General features: G+C 63.7%; 18 protein-coding genes. 6 read left to right on the forward strand and 12 right to left on the reverse strand.

The features are described 5' to 3' along the window. Nucleotides 1-104: 104 nt before the first annotated feature. The 7 genes from mnhG to R3D65_RS02835 are packed head-to-tail and all read right to left on the reverse strand — an operon-like array spanning nucleotide 105 to nucleotide 5,973. Nucleotides 105-458: a monovalent cation/H(+) antiporter subunit G gene (mnhG, locus tag R3D65_RS02805; protein WP_371273709.1), complete on the reverse strand. Its 354-nt coding sequence runs from the start codon at nucleotides 456-458 to the stop codon at nucleotides 105-107. Then, nucleotides 455-787 (reverse strand): cation:proton antiporter, encoded by a 333-nt coding sequence (locus tag R3D65_RS02810; RefSeq protein ID WP_371273710.1) that lies wholly within the window; start codon nucleotides 785-787, stop codon nucleotides 455-457. Before R3D65_RS02810 ends, mnhG begins: the two co-directional genes overlap by 4 nt. After that, complete coding sequence (locus tag R3D65_RS02815; protein WP_371273711.1) at nucleotides 784-1,257, reverse strand: Na+/H+ antiporter subunit E; 474 nt, start codon at nucleotides 1,255-1,257, stop codon at nucleotides 784-786. Before R3D65_RS02815 ends, R3D65_RS02810 begins: the two co-directional genes overlap by 4 nt. Beyond that, nucleotides 1,254-2,819, reverse strand: a complete 1,566-nt coding sequence (locus R3D65_RS02820; protein ID WP_371273712.1) for a Na+/H+ antiporter subunit D — start codon at nucleotides 2,817-2,819, stop codon at nucleotides 1,254-1,256. The genes R3D65_RS02815 and R3D65_RS02820 overlap by 4 nt, the downstream gene beginning before the upstream one ends. Before the next feature lie 8 nt (nucleotides 2,820-2,827). Beyond that, the gene (locus R3D65_RS02825; RefSeq protein WP_371273713.1) at nucleotides 2,828-3,205 is read right to left on the reverse strand and encodes a Na+/H+ antiporter subunit C; all 378 of its coding nucleotides are present in this window, start codon (nucleotides 3,203-3,205) and stop codon (nucleotides 2,828-2,830) included. Further along, nucleotides 3,205-3,624 (reverse strand): Na+/H+ antiporter subunit B, encoded by a 420-nt coding sequence (locus R3D65_RS02830; protein ID WP_371273714.1) that lies wholly within the window; start codon nucleotides 3,622-3,624, stop codon nucleotides 3,205-3,207. Before R3D65_RS02830 ends, R3D65_RS02825 begins: the two co-directional genes overlap by 1 nt. A gap of 3 nt (nucleotides 3,625-3,627) precedes the next feature. Further along, nucleotides 3,628-5,973, reverse strand: coding sequence for a putative monovalent cation/H+ antiporter subunit A (locus tag R3D65_RS02835; protein ID WP_371273715.1), 2,346 nt, complete (start codon nucleotides 5,971-5,973; stop codon nucleotides 3,628-3,630). Between the two features lie 228 nt (nucleotides 5,974-6,201). Between R3D65_RS02835 and msrB the strand changes: the two genes are divergently transcribed. From msrB to R3D65_RS02855, 4 genes are all read left to right on the forward strand, one after another. Beyond that, on the forward strand, nucleotides 6,202-6,597 hold the full coding sequence (gene msrB / locus R3D65_RS02840; RefSeq protein WP_371274344.1) for a peptide-methionine (R)-S-oxide reductase MsrB: 396 nt from the start codon (nucleotides 6,202-6,204) through the stop codon (nucleotides 6,595-6,597). Nucleotides 6,598-6,842: 245 nt separating this feature from the next. Further along, the gene (locus R3D65_RS02845) at nucleotides 6,843-8,948 is read left to right on the forward strand and encodes a S9 family peptidase (protein ID WP_371273716.1); all 2,106 of its coding nucleotides are present in this window, start codon (nucleotides 6,843-6,845) and stop codon (nucleotides 8,946-8,948) included. Next, entirely contained in the window at nucleotides 8,941-9,402 is a 462-nt protein-coding gene (locus R3D65_RS02850; RefSeq protein ID WP_371273717.1) for a YqaA family protein, read from the forward strand. The genes R3D65_RS02845 and R3D65_RS02850 overlap by 8 nt, the downstream gene beginning before the upstream one ends. A 95-nt stretch (nucleotides 9,403-9,497) precedes the next feature. Next, nucleotides 9,498-10,997 (forward strand): MFS transporter, encoded by a 1,500-nt coding sequence (locus R3D65_RS02855; RefSeq protein ID WP_371273718.1) that lies wholly within the window; start codon nucleotides 9,498-9,500, stop codon nucleotides 10,995-10,997. Between the two features lie 42 nt (nucleotides 10,998-11,039). On the opposite strand, the gene R3D65_RS02860 is transcribed toward R3D65_RS02855, so the two are convergent. The 4 genes from R3D65_RS02860 to R3D65_RS02875 all read right to left on the reverse strand — a co-directional run bounded on the left by R3D65_RS02860 (nucleotide 11,040) and on the right by R3D65_RS02875 (nucleotide 14,211). Further along, a complete protein-coding gene (locus R3D65_RS02860) occupies nucleotides 11,040-11,948 on the reverse strand; it encodes a cytochrome c (protein ID WP_371273719.1) in 909 nt (302 codons plus the stop codon). Between the two features lie 23 nt (nucleotides 11,949-11,971). Next, a complete protein-coding gene (locus tag R3D65_RS02865; protein WP_371273720.1) occupies nucleotides 11,972-12,421 on the reverse strand; it encodes a cytochrome c in 450 nt (149 codons plus the stop codon). A gap of 195 nt (nucleotides 12,422-12,616) precedes the next feature. Beyond that, nucleotides 12,617-13,219, reverse strand: a complete 603-nt coding sequence (locus R3D65_RS02870) for a superoxide dismutase (protein WP_371273721.1) — start codon at nucleotides 13,217-13,219, stop codon at nucleotides 12,617-12,619. A 125-nt stretch (nucleotides 13,220-13,344) separates the two neighbouring features. Next, on the reverse strand, nucleotides 13,345-14,211 hold the full coding sequence (locus R3D65_RS02875; protein WP_371273722.1) for a branched-chain amino acid aminotransferase: 867 nt from the start codon (nucleotides 14,209-14,211) through the stop codon (nucleotides 13,345-13,347). Nucleotides 14,212-14,369: 158 nt separating this feature from the next. Here R3D65_RS02875 and R3D65_RS02880 point away from each other — a divergent pair, with 158 nt between their 5' ends. Both R3D65_RS02880 and R3D65_RS02885 read left to right on the forward strand, forming a co-directional pair. Continuing rightward, a complete protein-coding gene (locus tag R3D65_RS02880) occupies nucleotides 14,370-15,032 on the forward strand; it encodes a haloacid dehalogenase type II (RefSeq protein ID WP_371273723.1) in 663 nt (220 codons plus the stop codon). A 163-nt stretch (nucleotides 15,033-15,195) separates the two neighbouring features. Then, entirely contained in the window at nucleotides 15,196-15,951 is a 756-nt protein-coding gene (locus R3D65_RS02885) for a L,D-transpeptidase (protein ID WP_371273724.1), read from the forward strand. A gap of 71 nt (nucleotides 15,952-16,022) precedes the next feature. On the opposite strand, the gene R3D65_RS02890 is transcribed toward R3D65_RS02885, so the two are convergent. Beyond that, nucleotides 16,023-17,615, reverse strand: coding sequence for a helicase HerA-like C-terminal domain-containing protein (locus R3D65_RS02890; protein WP_371273725.1), 1,593 nt, complete (start codon nucleotides 17,613-17,615; stop codon nucleotides 16,023-16,025). Nucleotides 17,616-17,638: the final 23 nt, after the last annotated feature.

Consider the following 17,638-nt stretch of genomic DNA (forward strand, 5'->3'; position numbering starts at 1 on the left):
TCGTGCACGGAAAGATTGTTGCACAAAAGCCAACAAATATGAACTTTCCCTAAATAATTCGGGGGCGAATTCGCGGGGGGCAGGATCTGCAGAGGCCCGGTTTTTTAACGCTCGCGGTTGACCCGGGCCTCCGGCGGCATTTCATCGAGAACAGTGCCTTTCCACATGGGATAGCCCACCGCATAGGCAGCTTTCGCCAGCAAATGCGAGGAAATGGGCGCTGTCAGCAGAAAAAACACCACTCCGGCGAGCGCGCGCAAGGTCGTTCCGGCATCCTCGGCATAGATCGCCAAGGCGATGAGCATGAGGCCGGAACCCAGTGTTCCGGCCTTGGAAGCGGCATGCATGCGGCTGTAGACATCGGGCAAGCGGTTGATTCCGATCGCGGCAACCAAAGAAAAAGCTGATCCAATGATAAGTAAAAGCCCGGTCAGGTAATTGGCAAGGATCTCGATCATGCATCGCTCCCGGTTTCTTTGGCGGCAGTGGCCTGCTGCACCCCTTCCGTCCTGCCCCGCGCCAGCACGAAGCGGGCGAAGGCCACGGTGGCAAGGAAACCCACAAGGCCCAGGGCAATCGCGATATCGACGTAAAGCGTGTAACCGGTCCGGATGCCGATCACCGCGATGAAGCCGATTGCGGCGGCGACCAGCATGTCCAGGCCAAGGATCCGGTCCGGCAGCGTGGGGCCGCGCACGACGCGATAGACCGTCAACAGAAAGGCCGCGCTGAGCAGGCCCAGAGACACGAGTTCGGCAATGTCGAGAAACGTCTCATGCACGTTCATCGAAACGCCTCCATGATCTTGCGCTCGAAACCCTCGGCGATGTCGGCGCGGGTGGAATCGGGATCGGAACAATCGATGGCGTGGACATAAAGGATCGAGCGGTCTTCCGACACGTCCACCGATAGCGTGCCGGGTGTCAGCGTGATCAGGTTTGCCAGCAGCGTGATCTCGAAATCGCGATCCACCTTGAGGGGATAGGCAAAGATTCCCGGCTTCAGCTTCATGTCGGGCGACATGACCATGACCGCCACCTTCCAGGCCGAAAGAACAAGCTCATAGAAGAAAAGCATGGCGAGCGAGAGCACACGGCCGGCGCGCTGGAAATAACCCAGCGAACCGACCTGCTCGCGGATGAGGTAGAGCGCGCCCATGCCCAGAACGAAGCCGAAGACGAGATTGACCAGCGAGAAGGAACCGGACATCAGGCCCCAGGTCAATGCCAGCAGAATGTTGATCAGGTAGAGGTTCATGCGCCACCTCCCGGCAGGACTGCGTCGACATAACCGGACGGGAACAGGATGGTGCGCGCCGCCGCATTGGCAATATCCAGCAACGGCTGCGGCCAGAAACCGATCGCCACGACCGCCGCGGTGAGAATGAGAACCGGCGCGTAGGCACCCCATGTCAACGGCTCGCCGGGCACCATGCTGGCGGGTTCGCCGGCCCTGTTACGCCAGAAGGCGAGCGCGAAGATGCGCCCGAGCGTGATCGTTGTCAGCAGGCCGGTGAGCAGCACCGCGAAGGCCAGCCACCAGGCACCCACATCAAGCGATGCCTTGACCACGAAGACCTTCGGCCAGAGGCCGGAAAAGGGCGGCAACCCCGCCACGGCGAAAAACAGGACCAGCGCCAGTGCCGCCATGAAGGGATGCGCGCGATACAACCCGGCAATGCTGTGCAGAGAGACCGATCCGGCCGCCTCCCCCATCAGCCCGACCAGCATGTAGATGGCCGTCATGGCGATCATCGAGTGAACGGCATAGAAGATGGCGGCGGCAAGGCCGAGTTCGCTGCCAAGCGCAAGGCCGGCCAGCATGACGCCGATGCCCGAAATGACGACGAAGCCCATGGCGCGGCGCAGGTCGGACTGGGCCAGCGCGCCCAATATGCCCAGCACCATGGTGAAGGCCGCCACCCATGCGATGAGCAGGGCCAGCATGTCGCGCTCGCCCGGAAAGAGCATGACCAGCACGCGCAGCAAGGCGTAAACGCCGACCTTCGTCAGCAGCCCGGCAAACAGCGCCGACACGATGATGCGTGGCGTGTGATAGGACGCCGGGAGCCAGAAATTGACCGGAAATGCCGCGGCCTTCATGGCGAAGGCGAAGAAGAACATTGTCGCCAGCGTCATCACCGGCGCGTCATGGCCGCCGGCGGCGATCTTCATCGTCAGGTCGGCCATGTTGAGCGTGCCGAAGGAGCCGTAAAGCAGGCCGACGGAAATCAGGAAAAGCGTTGTGGCAACAAGATTGAGAAAAGCGTACTTGACCGCCCCGTCGATCTGCTCGTGCTCCGAACCGAGAACCAGAAGACCGAAAGAGGCGATCAGCAGGACCTCGAACCAGACATAGAGATTGAAGATGTCTCCGGTCAGGAAGGCGCCGTGGACACCGGCCATCATCAGCAGGAAGAACGTGTAGAAGCCGTAGCGCCGCCCTGTCGTATCGATGTCCCTGATTGAGAACAGGACGGCGGCAAAGGCGACGATACCGGCTGCCGCCGCAAGGCTGGCGCCCAGCACATCGGCCTGGAAGGTGATGCCGAAAGGCGGAAGCCAGCGGCCCATCGTCATGACAACGGGCCCGTTCTGCAAGACGTGCCAGAGCAGGCCCGCATCGGCAAGCGCAAGCAAGGCGAAGGCGACGACCGAAACGCTTGCGTGCTGCCAGGTTTCCTTGCGGAACATCAGCAGCGCGGCACCAAAGACGAGCGGGATGACGACGGGGGCAATCACCAGCCAATCGGCAGCCGCCACGGGCTCCATGACCATGGCGCTTGCAAGATCAACGGTTTTTTCTGCGGCAGCGGCCATCTTTCGCCTCAGTATCCCAGGGGTGGCATGCGATCGCTTTCCGGCTCGGCAAGCCGCATCTCGTCGGTGTCGTCGGTACCGATGTCCTGATAGGCACGGTAGGCCAGCACCAGAAGGAAGGCGAAGAAGGAGAAGGAAATCACGATCGCGGTCAGGATCAGGGCCTGGGGCAGCGCATTCGCCACTTCAGTGGGCGGCGTGTAGAACTCTTCCGGAATGATGGGCGGCGTTTCGCGCAGCACCCTTCCGGCCGTGAAGATCAGCAGGTTGACGGCGTTTCCGAGCAACGCGACCCCGAGCAGTATGCGGATCGTATGCCTCGACAGGAGCAGGTAGATCGCGACGGCAAAGAACAGGCCGACCAGAACGGCCAGGGCGGTTTCCATCAGTCGTCCTCCCTTTCCTCAAGTGCCAGTGCAATGGAGGTGATGGACCCCACGACCACGAGGTAGACCCCGATGTCGAAGACCAGCGGTGTCGACAGGGCGAGCTTGACGCCGAATATTTCCGGCTCCGTCCAGAGACCCGTCAGGAAGGGGACAGCAGCAAACAAGGAGGCGATGCCGGCCATGGAGGCCATGAACAAGCCGAAGCCGGAAATCGCCATCGGGTGAAAATACATGGCCCGGCGAACCGGCGACACGCCGCAGGCGATACCGTAGATCGCGAAGGCCGAGGCCGCGATCAGGCCGCCGATGAAGCCGCCGCCCGGCTCGTTGTGGCCACGCAGCAGCACGAAGAGCGAAAACAGGACCATGAGGCTGGCCAGAAAGGGCGCGACGGTGCGGAAAATGATCGTGCGCATGGCCTATCCCTCCCCCGGTCCGGCGGCCGTTTCCCTGCGCGGCTTGCGAATGCGGATCAGTGCAAGGATGGCGAGCCCGGTGACCATGACGACGGCAATCTCGCCCAGCGTGTCCAGCCCGCGGAAATCGACGATGATGACATTGACGATGTTGCGGCCATGGGCAATCGCCCGCGCATAGGTGTTGAAGAAGTCCGTCAGCTCCGTGTTGAACGGCATCTGCGTGACCTTGAGAAGCGCCAGGCCGAAGCCCGCGCCGGCCGCACCCGCGATCGCCATGTCCACCAGTTTCTCGCCCGTCGGCCTGTGGTCGGCCGGCGACAGGCGAAGCCGTGTCATGACAAGGGCGAGGATGACGACGGACAGCGTTTCCACCATGAACTGGGTGAAGGACAGGTCCGGCGCCCCGAGGAGCATGAAGATGACCGCCACGGCGAAGCCCTGGATGCCGAGCGAGACAATGGCCGTCAGGCGGTTCTTGGCCGAGATGACAGCGCCGATCCCGATCACGGCAATGACGAGAATGGTCCACTCGTAGAAGGGAAGTTCCGGGAAGGCGGGCCATGACGGCCCCTCGCCGAAAAGCCACATCGGCAGCAGCAACGCGGCAGCGATGCCGGCGAAGGTCACCGTCATGTAGACTTCCATGCGGCCGTTGTGAATGTGGCGGGTCACCGCGTTCGCCATGCGCACGAGGCCGCGCATGACCTGGTCGAAGCCCTGGTCGGGACCCCATCCGATGGCGTTCAGCACCGTGGTCATTGCATGGCGCAGCCGGTCCAGAGCCAGATACAGGACGATGCCGAGGGCAATCGTTGCCAGCGAAAGGTAGAGTGCGGCACCGGCATGGGGCACCACGGTGATCTCGACGGGTACGGGCGTACCGGCGACCGCACCGGCCATCGGGGACGAGAAGAAATGGTGGCTGACACCGGAGAAAATGGCGGCCCCGAGACCGGCAAGGGCCAGCGTCAGCGGCCCCAGCCAGAGCAGGACCGGCCCCTCATGGGCGTGTTTGGGCGTTTCCACCGGAGCGCCGAGGAAGGGCTTCAGCGCGACAGCGAAGCCGATCACGAACATCAGGCCATTGCCGAGAACAGCGGTCGCCAGCACGGCCATGCTCCAGACATCACCCCTGGCCAGCGCGTAGTACATCTCTTCCTTGGCAAGAAAGCCGAAGAAGGGCGGGAGGCCGCCCATCGAGAGGGCTGCCAGCAGGGCTGCGGCAAAAGTCACCGGCATGGCCTTGCGCAATCCGCCAAGGCGGGTGATGTCGCGCGTGCCGGATTCATGATCGACAAGCCCGGCGACCATGAACAGCCCGCCCTTGAACATGGAATGGGCGATCAGGTAGAGCACGGCCCCGGCGATGGCCTGTTCACTGCCGAACCCGGTCAGCATGACCAGCAGGCCGAGCGAGGCCACCGTCGTATAAGCCAGCATCAGCTTCAGATCGGTCTGGCGAACGGCCAGGAAAGTGCCGACAAGCAGCGTCGTTCCACCGAAGACCGGCAGCACCGTTTCCCACAGCACTGTCTCGCCCATGACCGGGTTCAGCCGCATCAAGAGGTAGACGCCTGCCTTCACCATGGTGGCGGAATGCAGATAGGCCGACACGGGCGTGGGCGCTTCCATGGCGTTGGGACGCCAGAAATGCAGCGGAAACTGCGCCGACTTGGTGAAGGCCCCGCCAAGGATGAGCAGGAAGGCGGCCAGATAGAACGGGCTATCGCGCAGCGTATCGCCCGTGGCCAGCAGCAGCGAAAGTTCCGAAACGCCGGTGATGTTCCAGATGAGCAGAAGACCGGCCAGCAGCGACAGCCCGCCCAGGCCCGTCACCACGAGCGCCTGAATGGCGGCGCGGCGCGAAGCCTCGCGCGAATGGTCGAAGCCGATCAGCAGGAAGGACGTGATCGACGTCAGTTCCCAGAACACGAAGAGCGTCAGGAAATTGTCCGCGACAACAAGGCCCTGCATGGCGCCCATGAACATCAGGATGAATGAGAAGAAGCGGCCCTGATCCGCATGCCCCTTCAGATATCCGCCGGCATAGAGCACGATCAGCGTGCCGATTCCCGTGACGAGAAGGGCAAAGGTCAGCGACAGGCCGTCCAGATACCAGGAGAAATTGACATTGAAGTCCGGCACCCAGGCATAGCCGCCGGTCACCGGATTGCCGGCGGCGATCTCCGGCAGGAAGCCCGCGAAATGCGCCACATTGAACAAGGGCACCAGTGCCAGGAGCCATGCCGCATTGTGCTTCAAGGCCCGGGTCAGTGACGGAGCGGCCGCCGCAGCCAGAAAGGGCAGCAGAAGCACAAGAAAGGTGAGAGACGGGGCTGACGCCATGTCCGGTTCCAGTTTCTTTTCGTTCTGGCCCGCCCCCCGGCGCGCCCGCTCCTTTTCAATTATGGAAATGTTGGCCGCGCGGCAAGGGCAGCCGGGCTGGCAAAGCCGTTTCCGCGCGGTTTATTCAACGAAAACGTCCCCGCACCCGGATGAAAAAGCAACTGCCAATCCTATATTACGAGCAGAACCGTCAGAGACGGAAAGAGGAGATTTCACGGCGTGGAAAAGATGAAGATCGAGAAAAGCGATGCCGAGTGGCGCGAGGAACTGACGCCGGAGCAATATCACGTTCTGCGCGAACACGGCACGGAACGGGCCGGCACATCCCCGCTCAACGGCGAAAAACGGGCCGGCATGTTCCGGTGTGCGGGCTGCGGAAAGCCGCTGTTCCGTTCCGAGGCGAAGTTCGAATCCGGCACCGGCTGGCCAAGTTTCTACGCGCCGGCCGGAGAGGACGCCGTCAGCCAGCACGAGGACCGGTCGTGGTTCATGCGCCGCACCGAGGTTCGCTGCGCCGATTGCGGCGGACATCTGGGCCATGTGTTCAATGACGGTCCGGCGCCGACGGGTCTGCGCTATTGCATGAACGGGCTGGCGCTGGATTTCCACCCGGACGAGGATTGACGCAGCGCGGGCGCCGCTTGTGCGGATCGCTGAAAAGGGCTCCGGCCGGGCCGGGAGCAAGCCCTGCCGGAGCCTTCCGGCGCTACAGGGGTCCATGGCGCCCGATCACAACCTCCCATGCCGGGCTTGCCCGGCGCTTGCCCGCTTGCCCGAGGTTTCCTTGCGCGCGCTTTGCCATTATGTCTGAGGCCGTCAGCGCTTCGCGCGCGCCTCCACTTTCCGCCCCAGCGAAAAACCGGGACACCATGACCAAAGCACGACCCCTTCGCGACATGCCCGCACCTCACGCGCCCCAGCACCCCGTCAGCGACACGCGTCACGGCGTCACGCGCAGCGATGCCTATGCCTGGATGCGGGCGGAGAACTGGCAGGACATGTTCAAGGATCCCTCCCGGCTTGACGGGGAGATTCGCGCCCACCTGGAAGCGGAAAACGACTACCAGACCGCCTGGATGGCCGATACGGAAGCGCTGCGCGAGACCCTGTTCGCCGAAATGAAGGGCCGCATCAAGGAAGACGATTCGTCGGTCCCGATGAAGGACGGCCCCTTCGCCTATGGCTCCTCCTTCGTCACCGGCGGCGAGCAACCGCGCTTTTTCCGCACTCCGCGCGAGGGCGGTGACCGGGACATGCTGCTCGACGGCGACAGGGAAGCCGAGGACAAGGCCTATTTCCGGCTCGCCAGCGCCGATCATTCGCCCGATCATGCCCGACTGCTGTGGGGGCATGACGACAAGGGGTCGGAATTCTACACCCTGACGGTGCGCGACCTTTCCACCGGCCAGGATCTCGTGGACCGGGTGGAGGATACGGGCGGCAGCGGCACCTGGGACGCGCAGTCCACGGGCTTCTTCTATTCACGCCTCGATGAGAGCCATCGCCCCTCCAGGCTTCTCTATCACCGTGTCGGCAGCGACGTTTCGCAGGACCGGCTGATCTATGAAGAGACCGATCCCGGCTTCTTCATGGGCTGCGGCGGAACCCGTGACAACCGCCATATCCTGATCTCGATCCACGATCACGAGACATCGGAATACCGCATTCTGCCGGCCGACGGTTCGTCCTTCGAACCGAAACTCGTGGCCGCCCGCAAGGCAGGAATGCAATATGACCTGGAAGAAGGCGGCGACATCTTCTTCATCCTGACCAATGCCGACGGTGCCAAGGATTTCAAGGTGATGACGGCGCCGGCCGACAATCCGGTTCCGGAAAACTGGGTGGAACTCGTGCCGCACGAGCCGGGCCGACTGATCCTCTCCATCATGGGTTTTGCGCGACACCTGGTGCGGCTGGAGCGCAAGGATGGCCTGCCGCGCATCGTCATCCGCGATCGGGCCAGCGGGACGGAACACGCCATCGCCTTCGACGAGGAGGCCTATTCGCTGGGCCTGATCGGGTCGCTTGAATACGATACGGATATCATCCGCTTTTCCTATTCGTCCATGACGACGCCCTCACAGGTGTTCGACTATGACATGGCAACGCGCGAGCGGGTGCTGCTGAAGACCCAGGAAGTGCCTTCCGGCCATGACGCGGACGCCTATGTGACGCGGCGCATCCATGCGCCAGCGCCCGATGGCGAGACCGTGCCCGTCTCGCTGCTCTACCGCAAGGACACGCCGCTCGACGGCACCGCGCCCTGCCTGCTCTATGGATACGGATCCTACGGCATCACCATTCCGGCCGCCTTCAACACCAATTGCCTGAGCCTGGTCGATCGCGGTTTCGTCTATGCCATCGCCCATATCCGGGGCGGCAAGGACAAGGGCTATCACTGGTACGAGGATGGCAAGCGGGAGAAGAAGGTCAACACCTTCACCGACTTCATCGCGGCGGCACGGCATCTGGTCGGGGAAGGCTTTACTGCCCATGACCGCATCGTCGCGCATGGCGGCTCGGCCGGCGGCATGCTGATGGGCGCGGTGGCCAACATGGCTCCGGCCGATTTCGGCGCGATCATCGCCGAAGTGCCCTTCGTGGACGTGCTCAACACGATGCTGGACGACACGCTGCCGCTGACCCCGCCGGAATGGCCGGAATGGGGCAATCCCATCACATCGCCGGCGGATTACGCCACGATTGCCGCCTACAGCCCCTATGACAATGTTGCTGCCCTGCCCTATCCGCCGGTCCTGGCCGTGGCCGGGCTGACGGATCCGCGCGTGACCTATTGGGAGCCGGCCAAATGGGTGGCGAAGCTGCGCGAATTCTCCACCTCCGGCAATCCGGTGCTGTTCCGGATCAACATGGATGCCGGCCATGCCGGCGCATCCGGCCGCTTCTCAAGGCTGGAGGAAATCGCCTATACCTATGCCTTCGCGCTGAAGGTGACCGGCAAGGCGGATGACTGATCTGCCGCTGGCCGGCGATGCCGGCCTTGCCGGCCTGTTCGTCTCGGCCTTCACCTCCGCCACGCTGCTGCCCGGAACATCGGAAGGCGTTCTGGCGGGCCTGCTGGCGGCGGGGCTGGTGCCCGTGCTGAGCGCCGTGGCCGTCGCATCGGTTGGCAATGTCCTCGGCTCCTGCGTGAACTGGTGGCTGGGCATGCAGGCGGCGCGGATGGCGCCGGCGCAGCCTGGTCACGAGTCGTCCCGCCGGCTGGACCGGGCACGGGCCTGGTACAACCGATACGGATACTGGTCGCTGCTGGCCTCCTGGGTGCCGATTGTCGGCGATCCTTTGACGCTCGTTGCCGGTGCGATGCGCGAACCGTTCTGGCGCTTTCTCGCCATCGTCACCCTGGCCAAGTCCGGGCGCTATGCAGCGCTCGCTGCCGGCCTTGTGGCAAGCGGGTTGCACGGGTAAGTCCCTGAGAGCCTGCCCCTGTCAGAATCGGACGAACGCGTTATGTAGCTCCGGCGCCCTGTCGGGCGCCCCGCAACCAGCCTGGAAACCGGATCATGACCCAAGCCCGCCCCCTCGATGCCTCCGGGATGGAAGGCCATCCACAGCGCTGGCCGGCGCTCTTCACATTGCTGACAGCAAGTTTCATGAACCTGATCGACGTGACGATCGTGAATGTCGCGCTGCCGACCTTGCAGGAAAACCTGCATGCCGGACCAAGCGAGATCGAGTGGGTGGTCGCGGTCTACGTGCTGGGATTCGCGCTGGCACTGCTGCCCTTCGGGCGGCTTGGAGACATGGCCGGACGCAAGCGCATGTTCATGCTTGGCGTGCTGCTGTTCACGCTGTTCTCCGCCCTTTGCGGCCTTGCGCCGAATATCGAGACGCTGATCGTGGCCCGCACGCTGCAGGGTCTGGCGGGCGGCATGATGACGCCACAGGTGCTGGCTATCGCCCAGGTCATCTTTGCGCCGCGTGAACGCGCCCAGGCCTTTTCGCTGTTCGGCCTGGCAGCCGGCCTCGCCTCGGTCGTCGGGCCGCTTCTCGGCGGAACCCTGATCGGCGCAGATCTCTTCGGGCTGGACTGGCGGCCGATCTTCCTGGTCAACATTCCCGTCGGCATCGCCGTCCTGTTCATCGGTCAGCGCATCATTCCGGACCTGCCCGGCCATCCCGATGTCGGGACCGACGTCAAGGGCGTTCTGATTGCCGCGCTTGGTGTCTTCCTTCTGATCTTTCCCATGGTCGAGGGATACAATTTCGGATGGCCGGCGTGGTTCTTCCTGCTGATGGCAGCGGCATTCGGGCTTTTCGCCCTCTTCGTCCACCATATCCGGCGCCAGGAGGCCCGCCGAAAGCCGCAACTGATCCCCTATTCGCTGCTGTCGAACGGCAACTTCATGCTCGGCGCCGGCATCGCCACCTTGTTCTTTTCCGGGGTGGCCGGATTCTTCATGGTGCTGGCGATCTTCCTGCAGACGGGTTTCGGCCTGACGCCGTTGCAGTCCGGCCTGACGACCCTTCCCTTTCCCGTGGGCGTATTGCTGGCCTCGTTGCTGTCCGGCCGCCTGAAAGGCCGCTTTCCCCGCCAGCGTCTGATCGCGGGCGCGGTGCTGATGGCCACCGGCATGGGCGTTCTCGACATGGTCGTTTCTGCCATGGGCGACACCGCGCCGCGCCTCATGATGGCCGGTCCGCTGTTCATTGGCGGGCTGGGCCTTGGCATCGGCATTGCGTCACTTTTCCAGACGATCCTGGCCGGTGTTCCGCACAGGGATGCTGGAGCGGGATCCGGATCGCTGCAATCCTTCCAGCAGATGGGAAATGCGATGGGCATTGCCGTCTGCGGGCAGCTCTTCTTCGCCACGCTCGCGACGGATCGCGACGCGGGCATGGACGCCCACCCGGCTTTCATCGGTGCGCTGAAATCTGCCCTGACCTACGAGATCGCGGCTTTTCTGGCGGTTGCCGTGCTCGTGACCTTTCTCAAGGTTCCGCCCGCAGCTTCCGACCACAGAAGCGCCACGGGTCAGCCGCCGGCTCCTGCCGAGGCGTGAGGCGGTTTGCGCGTCGGGCGATGGCGGGGAGCCGGCTTCCTGTCATTCGCCGGCGCCGGGAAGCGCCTTCAGATAAGCGGCGATGGCCTCGCGGTCGGAGGCCGGCAGTTTTGCCATGTTTTCCTGCACGGCCACCATGGTGCCGCCGACGCTGTCGAAATCCGGCGTGAAACCGCTCTCAAGATAATAGGCGATGTCCTTCTGCGACCAGGACCCGATGCCGGACGGCGTGATGTCGGGCACTTTCCCCTCCCCCTCGGCCGCGGGTCCGCCCTTCAGCCAGCGTGCATAGTCCGGCCCGCCGAGCGCATTGCGCGGCGTGTGGCATTCGCCGCAATGGCCCGGTCCCTCGACGAGATACTGCCCGCGGCGGACCAGATCGCTTGCATCGGCGGGCAGCGCCGCGATCGGACCGGCGCGCATGTACAGCCACTTCCAGCCGCCGAGCGCGCGGCGGATATTGAACGGGAAGGAAACCTCGTTTTCCGGCGCCCTCTGCGCCACCGGCGGCAAGGTCTGCATATAGGCGAAGAGGTCGGCCACGTCCTGTTGCGTCATCCGGGCATAGGATGTGTAGGGAAAGGCCGGGTAGAAATGCGCGCCGGATGGCGAAACGCCATGCAGCAGCGCATTGGCGAACTGGACCGGCGTCCAGGCCCCGATACCCGCTTGCGGATCGGGCGAGATGTTGGGGGCCACGAAGGTTCCGAACCCGGTTGCAAAGCGGTGGCCGCCGGCCAGTTCCAGCTTCGCCTCGCCCACCGCGTCGGGCCGGGCATGGCAGGAGGAGCAGCCGGCTGCATGGAAAACCCGTTCGCCGGCTTGCGCGTTGCCCGCCGGAAGTATGGCTGCTTCGCTTGCCGAAAGCGTTTTTGGCGCCGTCACGAACCAGAATGCAAGCCCGCCGCCCGCGGCGAGCAGCACCATCAGAAGGACGAGCTTGCGCATCATGGTCTGACGTCCCGCGCCATACGTCACTTCTTGACGCGGAAGCCTTCATGGCAGGATTTGCAATTGCCCAGCACCGGGCCCATCGCGGCCTTGAAGGCATCGAGATCGGCCGGGCCATCCTTGCCCGAGGCCTGCATGGCTGCCGAGGTATCGGCCTGGAACTTGGCGAGCGCTTCCTGGAAGCCCGCCATGTCTTCCCAGATCTTCGGGGACGCGGTCGTATCCACACCCATGTCCGAACCTTCCGGGAAATAGTCGCCATAGGCCTTGGCAACGGCGGCCATGGTGGCGATGGACGCCTTGGCGACGGCAGGATTGTAATCCATGTCGCCCTTCAGCATGGCACCGGCGGTGCCGGCGGATGCGCCGGTGGCCTGCATGAGCGCCTTGCGGACGGCAATCGGATCGTCGGCGGCCGTCGCGGCAGCGGCCGACAAGGCAAGTGCGGAAAGAGCCAGGGCAATCTTCTTCATCAAAGCAGTCCTCTCTTGGTTTCAACCTGCCGGGGCTTCCGGCCACGGACGTCCATCATCTTATGGATTCGCCGCGCGAAGGGGATCACGCTTGCGTGAGGTGGTGTGCGACATAAGGGAACAGTACGTTCACCCATTGGCGACAGCGCAAGAAAAAAGCCCCGGCGGGATGCGCCGGGGCTTGCGGGAAGACGATCAGGCGGTCGCCTTCTCGTACATTTCAAGCACGTAGTCCCAGTTGACGAGGTTGTCGACGAAGGCCTCGAGATATTTCGGGCGGGCGTTGCGATAATCGATGTAGTAGGAATGCTCCCACACATCGACGCCCAGGATCGGCGATGCGCCGTGGACGAGCGGATTCTCGCCGTTCGGCGTCTTCATGATTTCCAGCTTGCCGTCCTTCACGGCAATCCAGGCCCAGCCGGAGCCGAACTGGGTGACGCCGGCATTGATGAAGTCGGAACGGAACTTGTCGTAGCCGCCGAGATCGGAATCGACCGCCTTCAGCAACGCGCCGGGCAGCGCGCTTCCGCCGCCGTCCTTCTTCATCCACTTCCAGAAATGAACGTGGTTGTAGTGCTGGGCGGCATTGTTGAAGAGGCCCGGAATCTTGCCATGGCTCTGCTTCACGACATCTTCCAGCGACAGGCCGGCCATGCCGGCTTCCTCGGCCAGCTTGTTGCCGTTGTCGACATAGGCCTTGTGGTGCTTGTCGTGATGATATTCGAGCGTCTCGCGCGACATGTAGGGTGCGAGGGCCTCATAGTCATACGGCAGGTCAGGAAGTTCAAAAGCCATCTTCATCTCCTCTGGCAATGGTGGAATGCGACTGCCGACAGACATAAGGTGTCAACGGCTGACGGCAAGAAACCGGCTCCCTTATTTCCAGAAAAATCCGCCGCTTGCAAACCCGCAGCTGCGGATCAGGCGTGGGCCCACTCCCAGTAGAGGTCACGCGCGGTGCGGGCGACAGGGCCGGCCTGCAATTCCCGATCCTCGATCCGTACGACGGGCACGACCTTGGAATGGTTCCCGGTGGAGAAGATTTCATCGGCGCCCATGAAGTCGTCCACGGTCAGCGCCTTTTCGGTCACCGTCATGCCCTTCTCGCGCAAGAGGTCGATCGTGCGTGCGCGGGTGATGCCCGACAGGAAGGTGCCATTGGGCGCGGGCGTGAAGACCTCGCCATCGCGCACCATGAAAATGTTCGACGTGCCGGTTTCGGCGACATTGCCCAGCATGTCGCGCACCAGGCAATTGTCGAAACCGCGGGCGCGGGCTTCCAGCACGGCGCGGGCGTTGTTGGGATAAAGACAGCCGGCCTTGGCGTTGGTCGGCATGCATTCCACGGTGGGCCGGCGGAAGGGCGAGACCGTGACCGAGAAGCCGGCCGGCGCGATCATCGGCGTTTCGAACAGGCAAAGCGCGAAGCGTGTGGAGTCCGGGTCGGCCGGCACGCCCATGTAGCCGCCATGTTCGGCCCAGTACATCGGCTTGATGTAGATGGCGGTGTTGCCATCGAAGCGCCTGATGCCTTCCCATGTCAGCGCCTCGATCTCGTCGGCGCCCATGGTCGGCTTCATCAGCAGTGCCTCGGCCGAGCGGTTGACGCGCTGGCAATGCAGGTCGAGATCGGGCGCCACGCCCTCGAACCAGCGCGCGCCGTCGAAAACGGTCGAGCCCAGCCACATCGCATGGGTGCGCGGGCCGATCAGAGGGGGATTGCCCTCGTGCCATTCCCCATCGACCCAGGTCCAGGTTGCGGATTGCGCGCTCGTATCGACTGCCATGGTGGATGCCCGTCCTTGTCTTCCTCTTGCGGGCGCCATCGAAAGCCCAAATCCGTTGCACGTCAATCCTTTGCTTTCTGAAACACAGCGCATTTCACGCGCCGCGGCCTTGACGCGGACGGACACCGGGCGGAAAAGTCGCAGCGAGGGAGAATTCCATGTCGCACAAAGCATTTGTCTTCGACGCCTACGGCACACTTTTCGACGTTCATGCCGCAGTGCGCCAGCATGCAGGCGAAGCCGGGCCGGATGGCCAGGCGCTATCGGAGATCTGGCGGGCCAAGCAACTCGAATATTCGTGGATCCGGGCCATGACCGGCACCTACCGGGACTTCTGGCAATTGACCGAAGAAGCGCTGGACTACGCCTTCCAGAAGGTTCCCAGCGTTGACCGGAGCCTGCGCCAGCGGCTGCTCGACGCCTATTGGAAACTCGATTGCTATCCGGAAGTGCCCGGGGTGCTGAAGGCGCTGAAGCAGAAGGGCGCGCGCCTTGCCATCCTGTCGAACGGCTCGCCGGCCATGCTGGAGGCAGCGGCCAGATCGTCCGGCCTCGACCTCCTGCTCGACGACATCTTCTCGGTCGATCCGCTGCGCACCTTCAAGACGAAATTCGAGGTCTACGATCTCGTCTCGGCCAACTGGAAGCTTTACCCCGAAGCGGTCTCCTTCCAGTCGTCGAACCGCTGGGACATTGCCGGCGCCTCGCATTTCGGCTTCCATACCGTCTGGATCAACCGGACCGGACAGCCGGACGAATATGCCGACATGCCGGCAAGCCTGATCCTGCCCTCGCTCGACGGGCTGGTCACGGCGATGTGACTGTCGGTTGCCGGGCAGGATTGTTATCCACAACAGGAACGATTCGCTCCGGCGCGGCTTCACACAATGGCCCCAATCAGCCGTGCAGGAAGTGAACGCCCCGGAACCGGAGCCGGAAACCGGGCGTTCACAGGCCATGCAGACACTGGAGACGAAACAGAAGATGACCCGAACCCTCGCAACCCTGTCGCGGCGGCAGATCCTCACCGGAGCCGGCGCGGTTGCGGCGACAGCCCTTGCCGGGTGCTCCACATCGCGCGGCGGATCGAAATCGGCCCGGCCTGTCGCCCCGCCGGCGCCGCAACAGGCCGTGACGGGTCTGGCCGATCCCGCGCTCATGTATGCGCCGGTCTCGGACAACGGCTTCCGGGTGCCCGCCGTGCCATGGCAGAAAGTGCCGCGCAAATATCACCGGCAGATCGTTCCCAACGTGACCGGCGAACCCGCGGGAACGCTTGTGGTCGATACCAACAATCACTTCGTCTATTTCACCCAGGCCGACGGCCGTGCCATGCGCTATGGCGTGGGCCTCGGGCGCGAGGGATTCGAATGGACCGGGCGCGGCTATATCGAGCGCAAGGCCGTCTGGCCGAAATGGCATCCGCCGGAAGAAATGATCGACCGCGAACCGAAACTGGAAAAATACCGCACGACCTATGACCGCGAGAACGACCAGTGGGTCGGCGGCATGGAAGGCGGGCCGGACAACCCGCTCGGCGCGCGAGCCCTCTATATCTACGAGGATGGCAAGGACACGCTCTACCGCCTGCACGGCTCGCCGGAATGGTGGTCGATCGGCAAGAACGTCTCGTCGGGCTGCGTTCGCCTGATGAACCAGGACATCATCGACCTTTACAACCGCGTCCCCGAACAGACGCCGGTCGTGGTGACAGCCAATCTCTACGGCCCGGTGGCCTGACGCACTGCCAACCGGCAATGCGGGAAAGCCGGCACGTGCCGCCGGCTTTCCTGTCGCCCGCCACGCCCCGCTCAGCGGCGCAGGCTGCCCAGGATTCCGCGCACCAGCGCGCGGCCGAGCGATGAGCCGACAGAGCGGACCACGGACTTGATGGCCGCTTCCGTGACGCTCTGGCGCTTGTAGGAACCGCGCCGCGACGACTTGCGTGACGAGCGGCGGCTGTCATCGTCGGAGCCCCATCCCGGAATGGTCCAGCCGCCGGAGCTTTCGCGCTCATCGCGCTCGCGGTCGCGCAGTTCGGCCTCGCGGCGCTCCTCTTCCTCCTCGCGCTTGCGCGCCTCCTCTTCTTCCAGTGCGGCCTGCCTGGCGCGCTTCTGAAGCGTCTCATAGGCAGATTCCCGATCCACCGCCTCGTCATACTGGCCGGCGACGGGGCTCAGCGCGAGAATCTTCCGGCGCTCCTGATCGGTGATCGGCCCAAGGCGCGACGATGGCGGACGGATCAGCGTGCGCTGAACCATCGATGGCACGCCCTTGGCCTCAAGCGTGGAGACCAGTGCCTCGCCGACGCCAAGTTGCGTGATCTGTTCGTAGGTGTCGAAATCCGGGTTCGGCCGGAACGTGTCGGCCGCCGTCTTCACCGCCTTCTGTTCGCGCGGCGTGTAGGCGCGCAGGGCATGCTGGATTCGGTTGCCGAGCTGGGCAAGCACGGTGTCGGGCACATCGAGCGGATTCTGCGTGACGAAAAAGACGCCCACGCCCTTCGAGCGAATCAGCCGGACCACCTGCTCGATACGTTCGAGCAGGATTCGCGGCGCCTCGTCGAACAGGATATGCGCCTCGTCGAAGAAGAAGACCAGGCGCGGCTTGTCCGGATCGCCCACTTCGGGCAATTCCTCGAAGAGTTCGGAAAGCAGCCAGAGCAGGAACGTGCCGTAAAGGCGCGGATTCATCATCAGCTTGTCGGCGGCCAGGACATTGACTGCGCCGCGCCCGTCCGGCGTGGTGCGCATGATGTCGGCGATGCGCAGCGCCGGCTCGCCGAAAAAATGGGTCCCGCCCTGGCGCTCCAGCACCAGAAGCGAACGCTGGATGGCGCCGACGGACGCCTTGTGGACATTTCCATAGCGCTTGGAGATCTCGTCGGCATGATCGGCGACATGAACCAGAAGCGATTGCAGGTCCTTCATGTCGAGCAGCAGCAGGCCCTGTTCGTCGGCGATCTGGAAGGCGATGTTGAGCACGCCTTCCTGGGCTTCCGAAAGGTCCATCAGGCGCGCCAGGAGAAGCGGTCCCATTTCCGAGATCGTGGTGCGGATCGGGTGTCCCTGTTCGCCGAACAGATCCCAGAAGATGACCGGGAACTCCTGGAAGGCATAGCCGTCAAGACGAATGGTCTCGGCCCGCCTGGCGAGGAAGTCCTTCGGCTCGCCCATGGCGGCGATGCCCGACAGGTCGCCCTTGATGTCGGCGGCGAAGACCGGAACGCCTGCATTGGAAAAGGCTTCCGCCAGGATTTGCAGCGTCACCGTCTTGCCCGTGCCCGTGGCGCCGGTAATCAGCCCATGGCGGTTGGCATATTTGAGCAGCAGCTCTTCAGGCCGCTGCCAGGCATCGTCCGGTGTCCGGCTCGCGCCAAGGAATATCCTGTCCGCCGCACTCATAGCTGCCCTCCATTCGCGCCCGA

This window comes from Zhengella sp. (assembly GCF_041397485.1).
Classification (GTDB): Bacteria; Pseudomonadota; Alphaproteobacteria; order Rhizobiales; family Rhizobiaceae; genus Zhengella.

What these genes read in the sequence shown, in the direction of transcription:
- mnhG (WP_371273709.1), bottom strand. Translation starts at nt 458, where the DNA reads ATGATCGAGATCCTTGCCAATTACCTGACCGGGCTTTTACTTATCATT.
- R3D65_RS02810 (WP_371273710.1), bottom strand. Translation starts at nt 787, where the DNA reads ATGAACGTGCATGAGACGTTTCTCGACATTGCCGAACTCGTGTCTCTG.
- R3D65_RS02815 (WP_371273711.1), bottom strand. Translation starts at nt 1,257, where the DNA reads ATGAACCTCTACCTGATCAACATTCTGCTGGCATTGACCTGGGGCCTG.
- R3D65_RS02820 (WP_371273712.1), bottom strand. Translation starts at nt 2,819, where the DNA reads ATGGCCGCTGCCGCAGAAAAAACCGTTGATCTTGCAAGCGCCATGGTC.
- R3D65_RS02825 (WP_371273713.1), bottom strand. Translation starts at nt 3,205, where the DNA reads ATGGAAACCGCCCTGGCCGTTCTGGTCGGCCTGTTCTTTGCCGTCGCG.
- R3D65_RS02830 (WP_371273714.1), bottom strand. Translation starts at nt 3,624, where the DNA reads ATGCGCACGATCATTTTCCGCACCGTCGCGCCCTTTCTGGCCAGCCTC.
- R3D65_RS02835 (WP_371273715.1), bottom strand. Translation starts at nt 5,973, where the DNA reads ATGGCGTCAGCCCCGTCTCTCACCTTTCTTGTGCTTCTGCTGCCCTTT.
- msrB (WP_371274344.1), top strand. Translation starts at nt 6,202, where the DNA reads ATGAAGATCGAGAAAAGCGATGCCGAGTGGCGCGAGGAACTGACGCCG.
- R3D65_RS02845 (WP_371273716.1), top strand. Translation starts at nt 6,843, where the DNA reads ATGACCAAAGCACGACCCCTTCGCGACATGCCCGCACCTCACGCGCCC.
- R3D65_RS02850 (WP_371273717.1), top strand. Translation starts at nt 8,941, where the DNA reads ATGACTGATCTGCCGCTGGCCGGCGATGCCGGCCTTGCCGGCCTGTTC.
- R3D65_RS02855 (WP_371273718.1), top strand. Translation starts at nt 9,498, where the DNA reads ATGACCCAAGCCCGCCCCCTCGATGCCTCCGGGATGGAAGGCCATCCA.
- R3D65_RS02860 (WP_371273719.1), bottom strand. Translation starts at nt 11,948, where the DNA reads ATGATGCGCAAGCTCGTCCTTCTGATGGTGCTGCTCGCCGCGGGCGGC.
- R3D65_RS02865 (WP_371273720.1), bottom strand. Translation starts at nt 12,421, where the DNA reads ATGAAGAAGATTGCCCTGGCTCTTTCCGCACTTGCCTTGTCGGCCGCT.
- R3D65_RS02870 (WP_371273721.1), bottom strand. Translation starts at nt 13,219, where the DNA reads ATGGCTTTTGAACTTCCTGACCTGCCGTATGACTATGAGGCCCTCGCA.
- R3D65_RS02875 (WP_371273722.1), bottom strand. Translation starts at nt 14,211, where the DNA reads ATGGCAGTCGATACGAGCGCGCAATCCGCAACCTGGACCTGGGTCGAT.
- R3D65_RS02880 (WP_371273723.1), top strand. Translation starts at nt 14,370, where the DNA reads ATGTCGCACAAAGCATTTGTCTTCGACGCCTACGGCACACTTTTCGAC.
- R3D65_RS02885 (WP_371273724.1), top strand. Translation starts at nt 15,196, where the DNA reads ATGACCCGAACCCTCGCAACCCTGTCGCGGCGGCAGATCCTCACCGGA.
- R3D65_RS02890 (WP_371273725.1), bottom strand. Translation starts at nt 17,615, where the DNA reads ATGAGTGCGGCGGACAGGATATTCCTTGGCGCGAGCCGGACACCGGAC.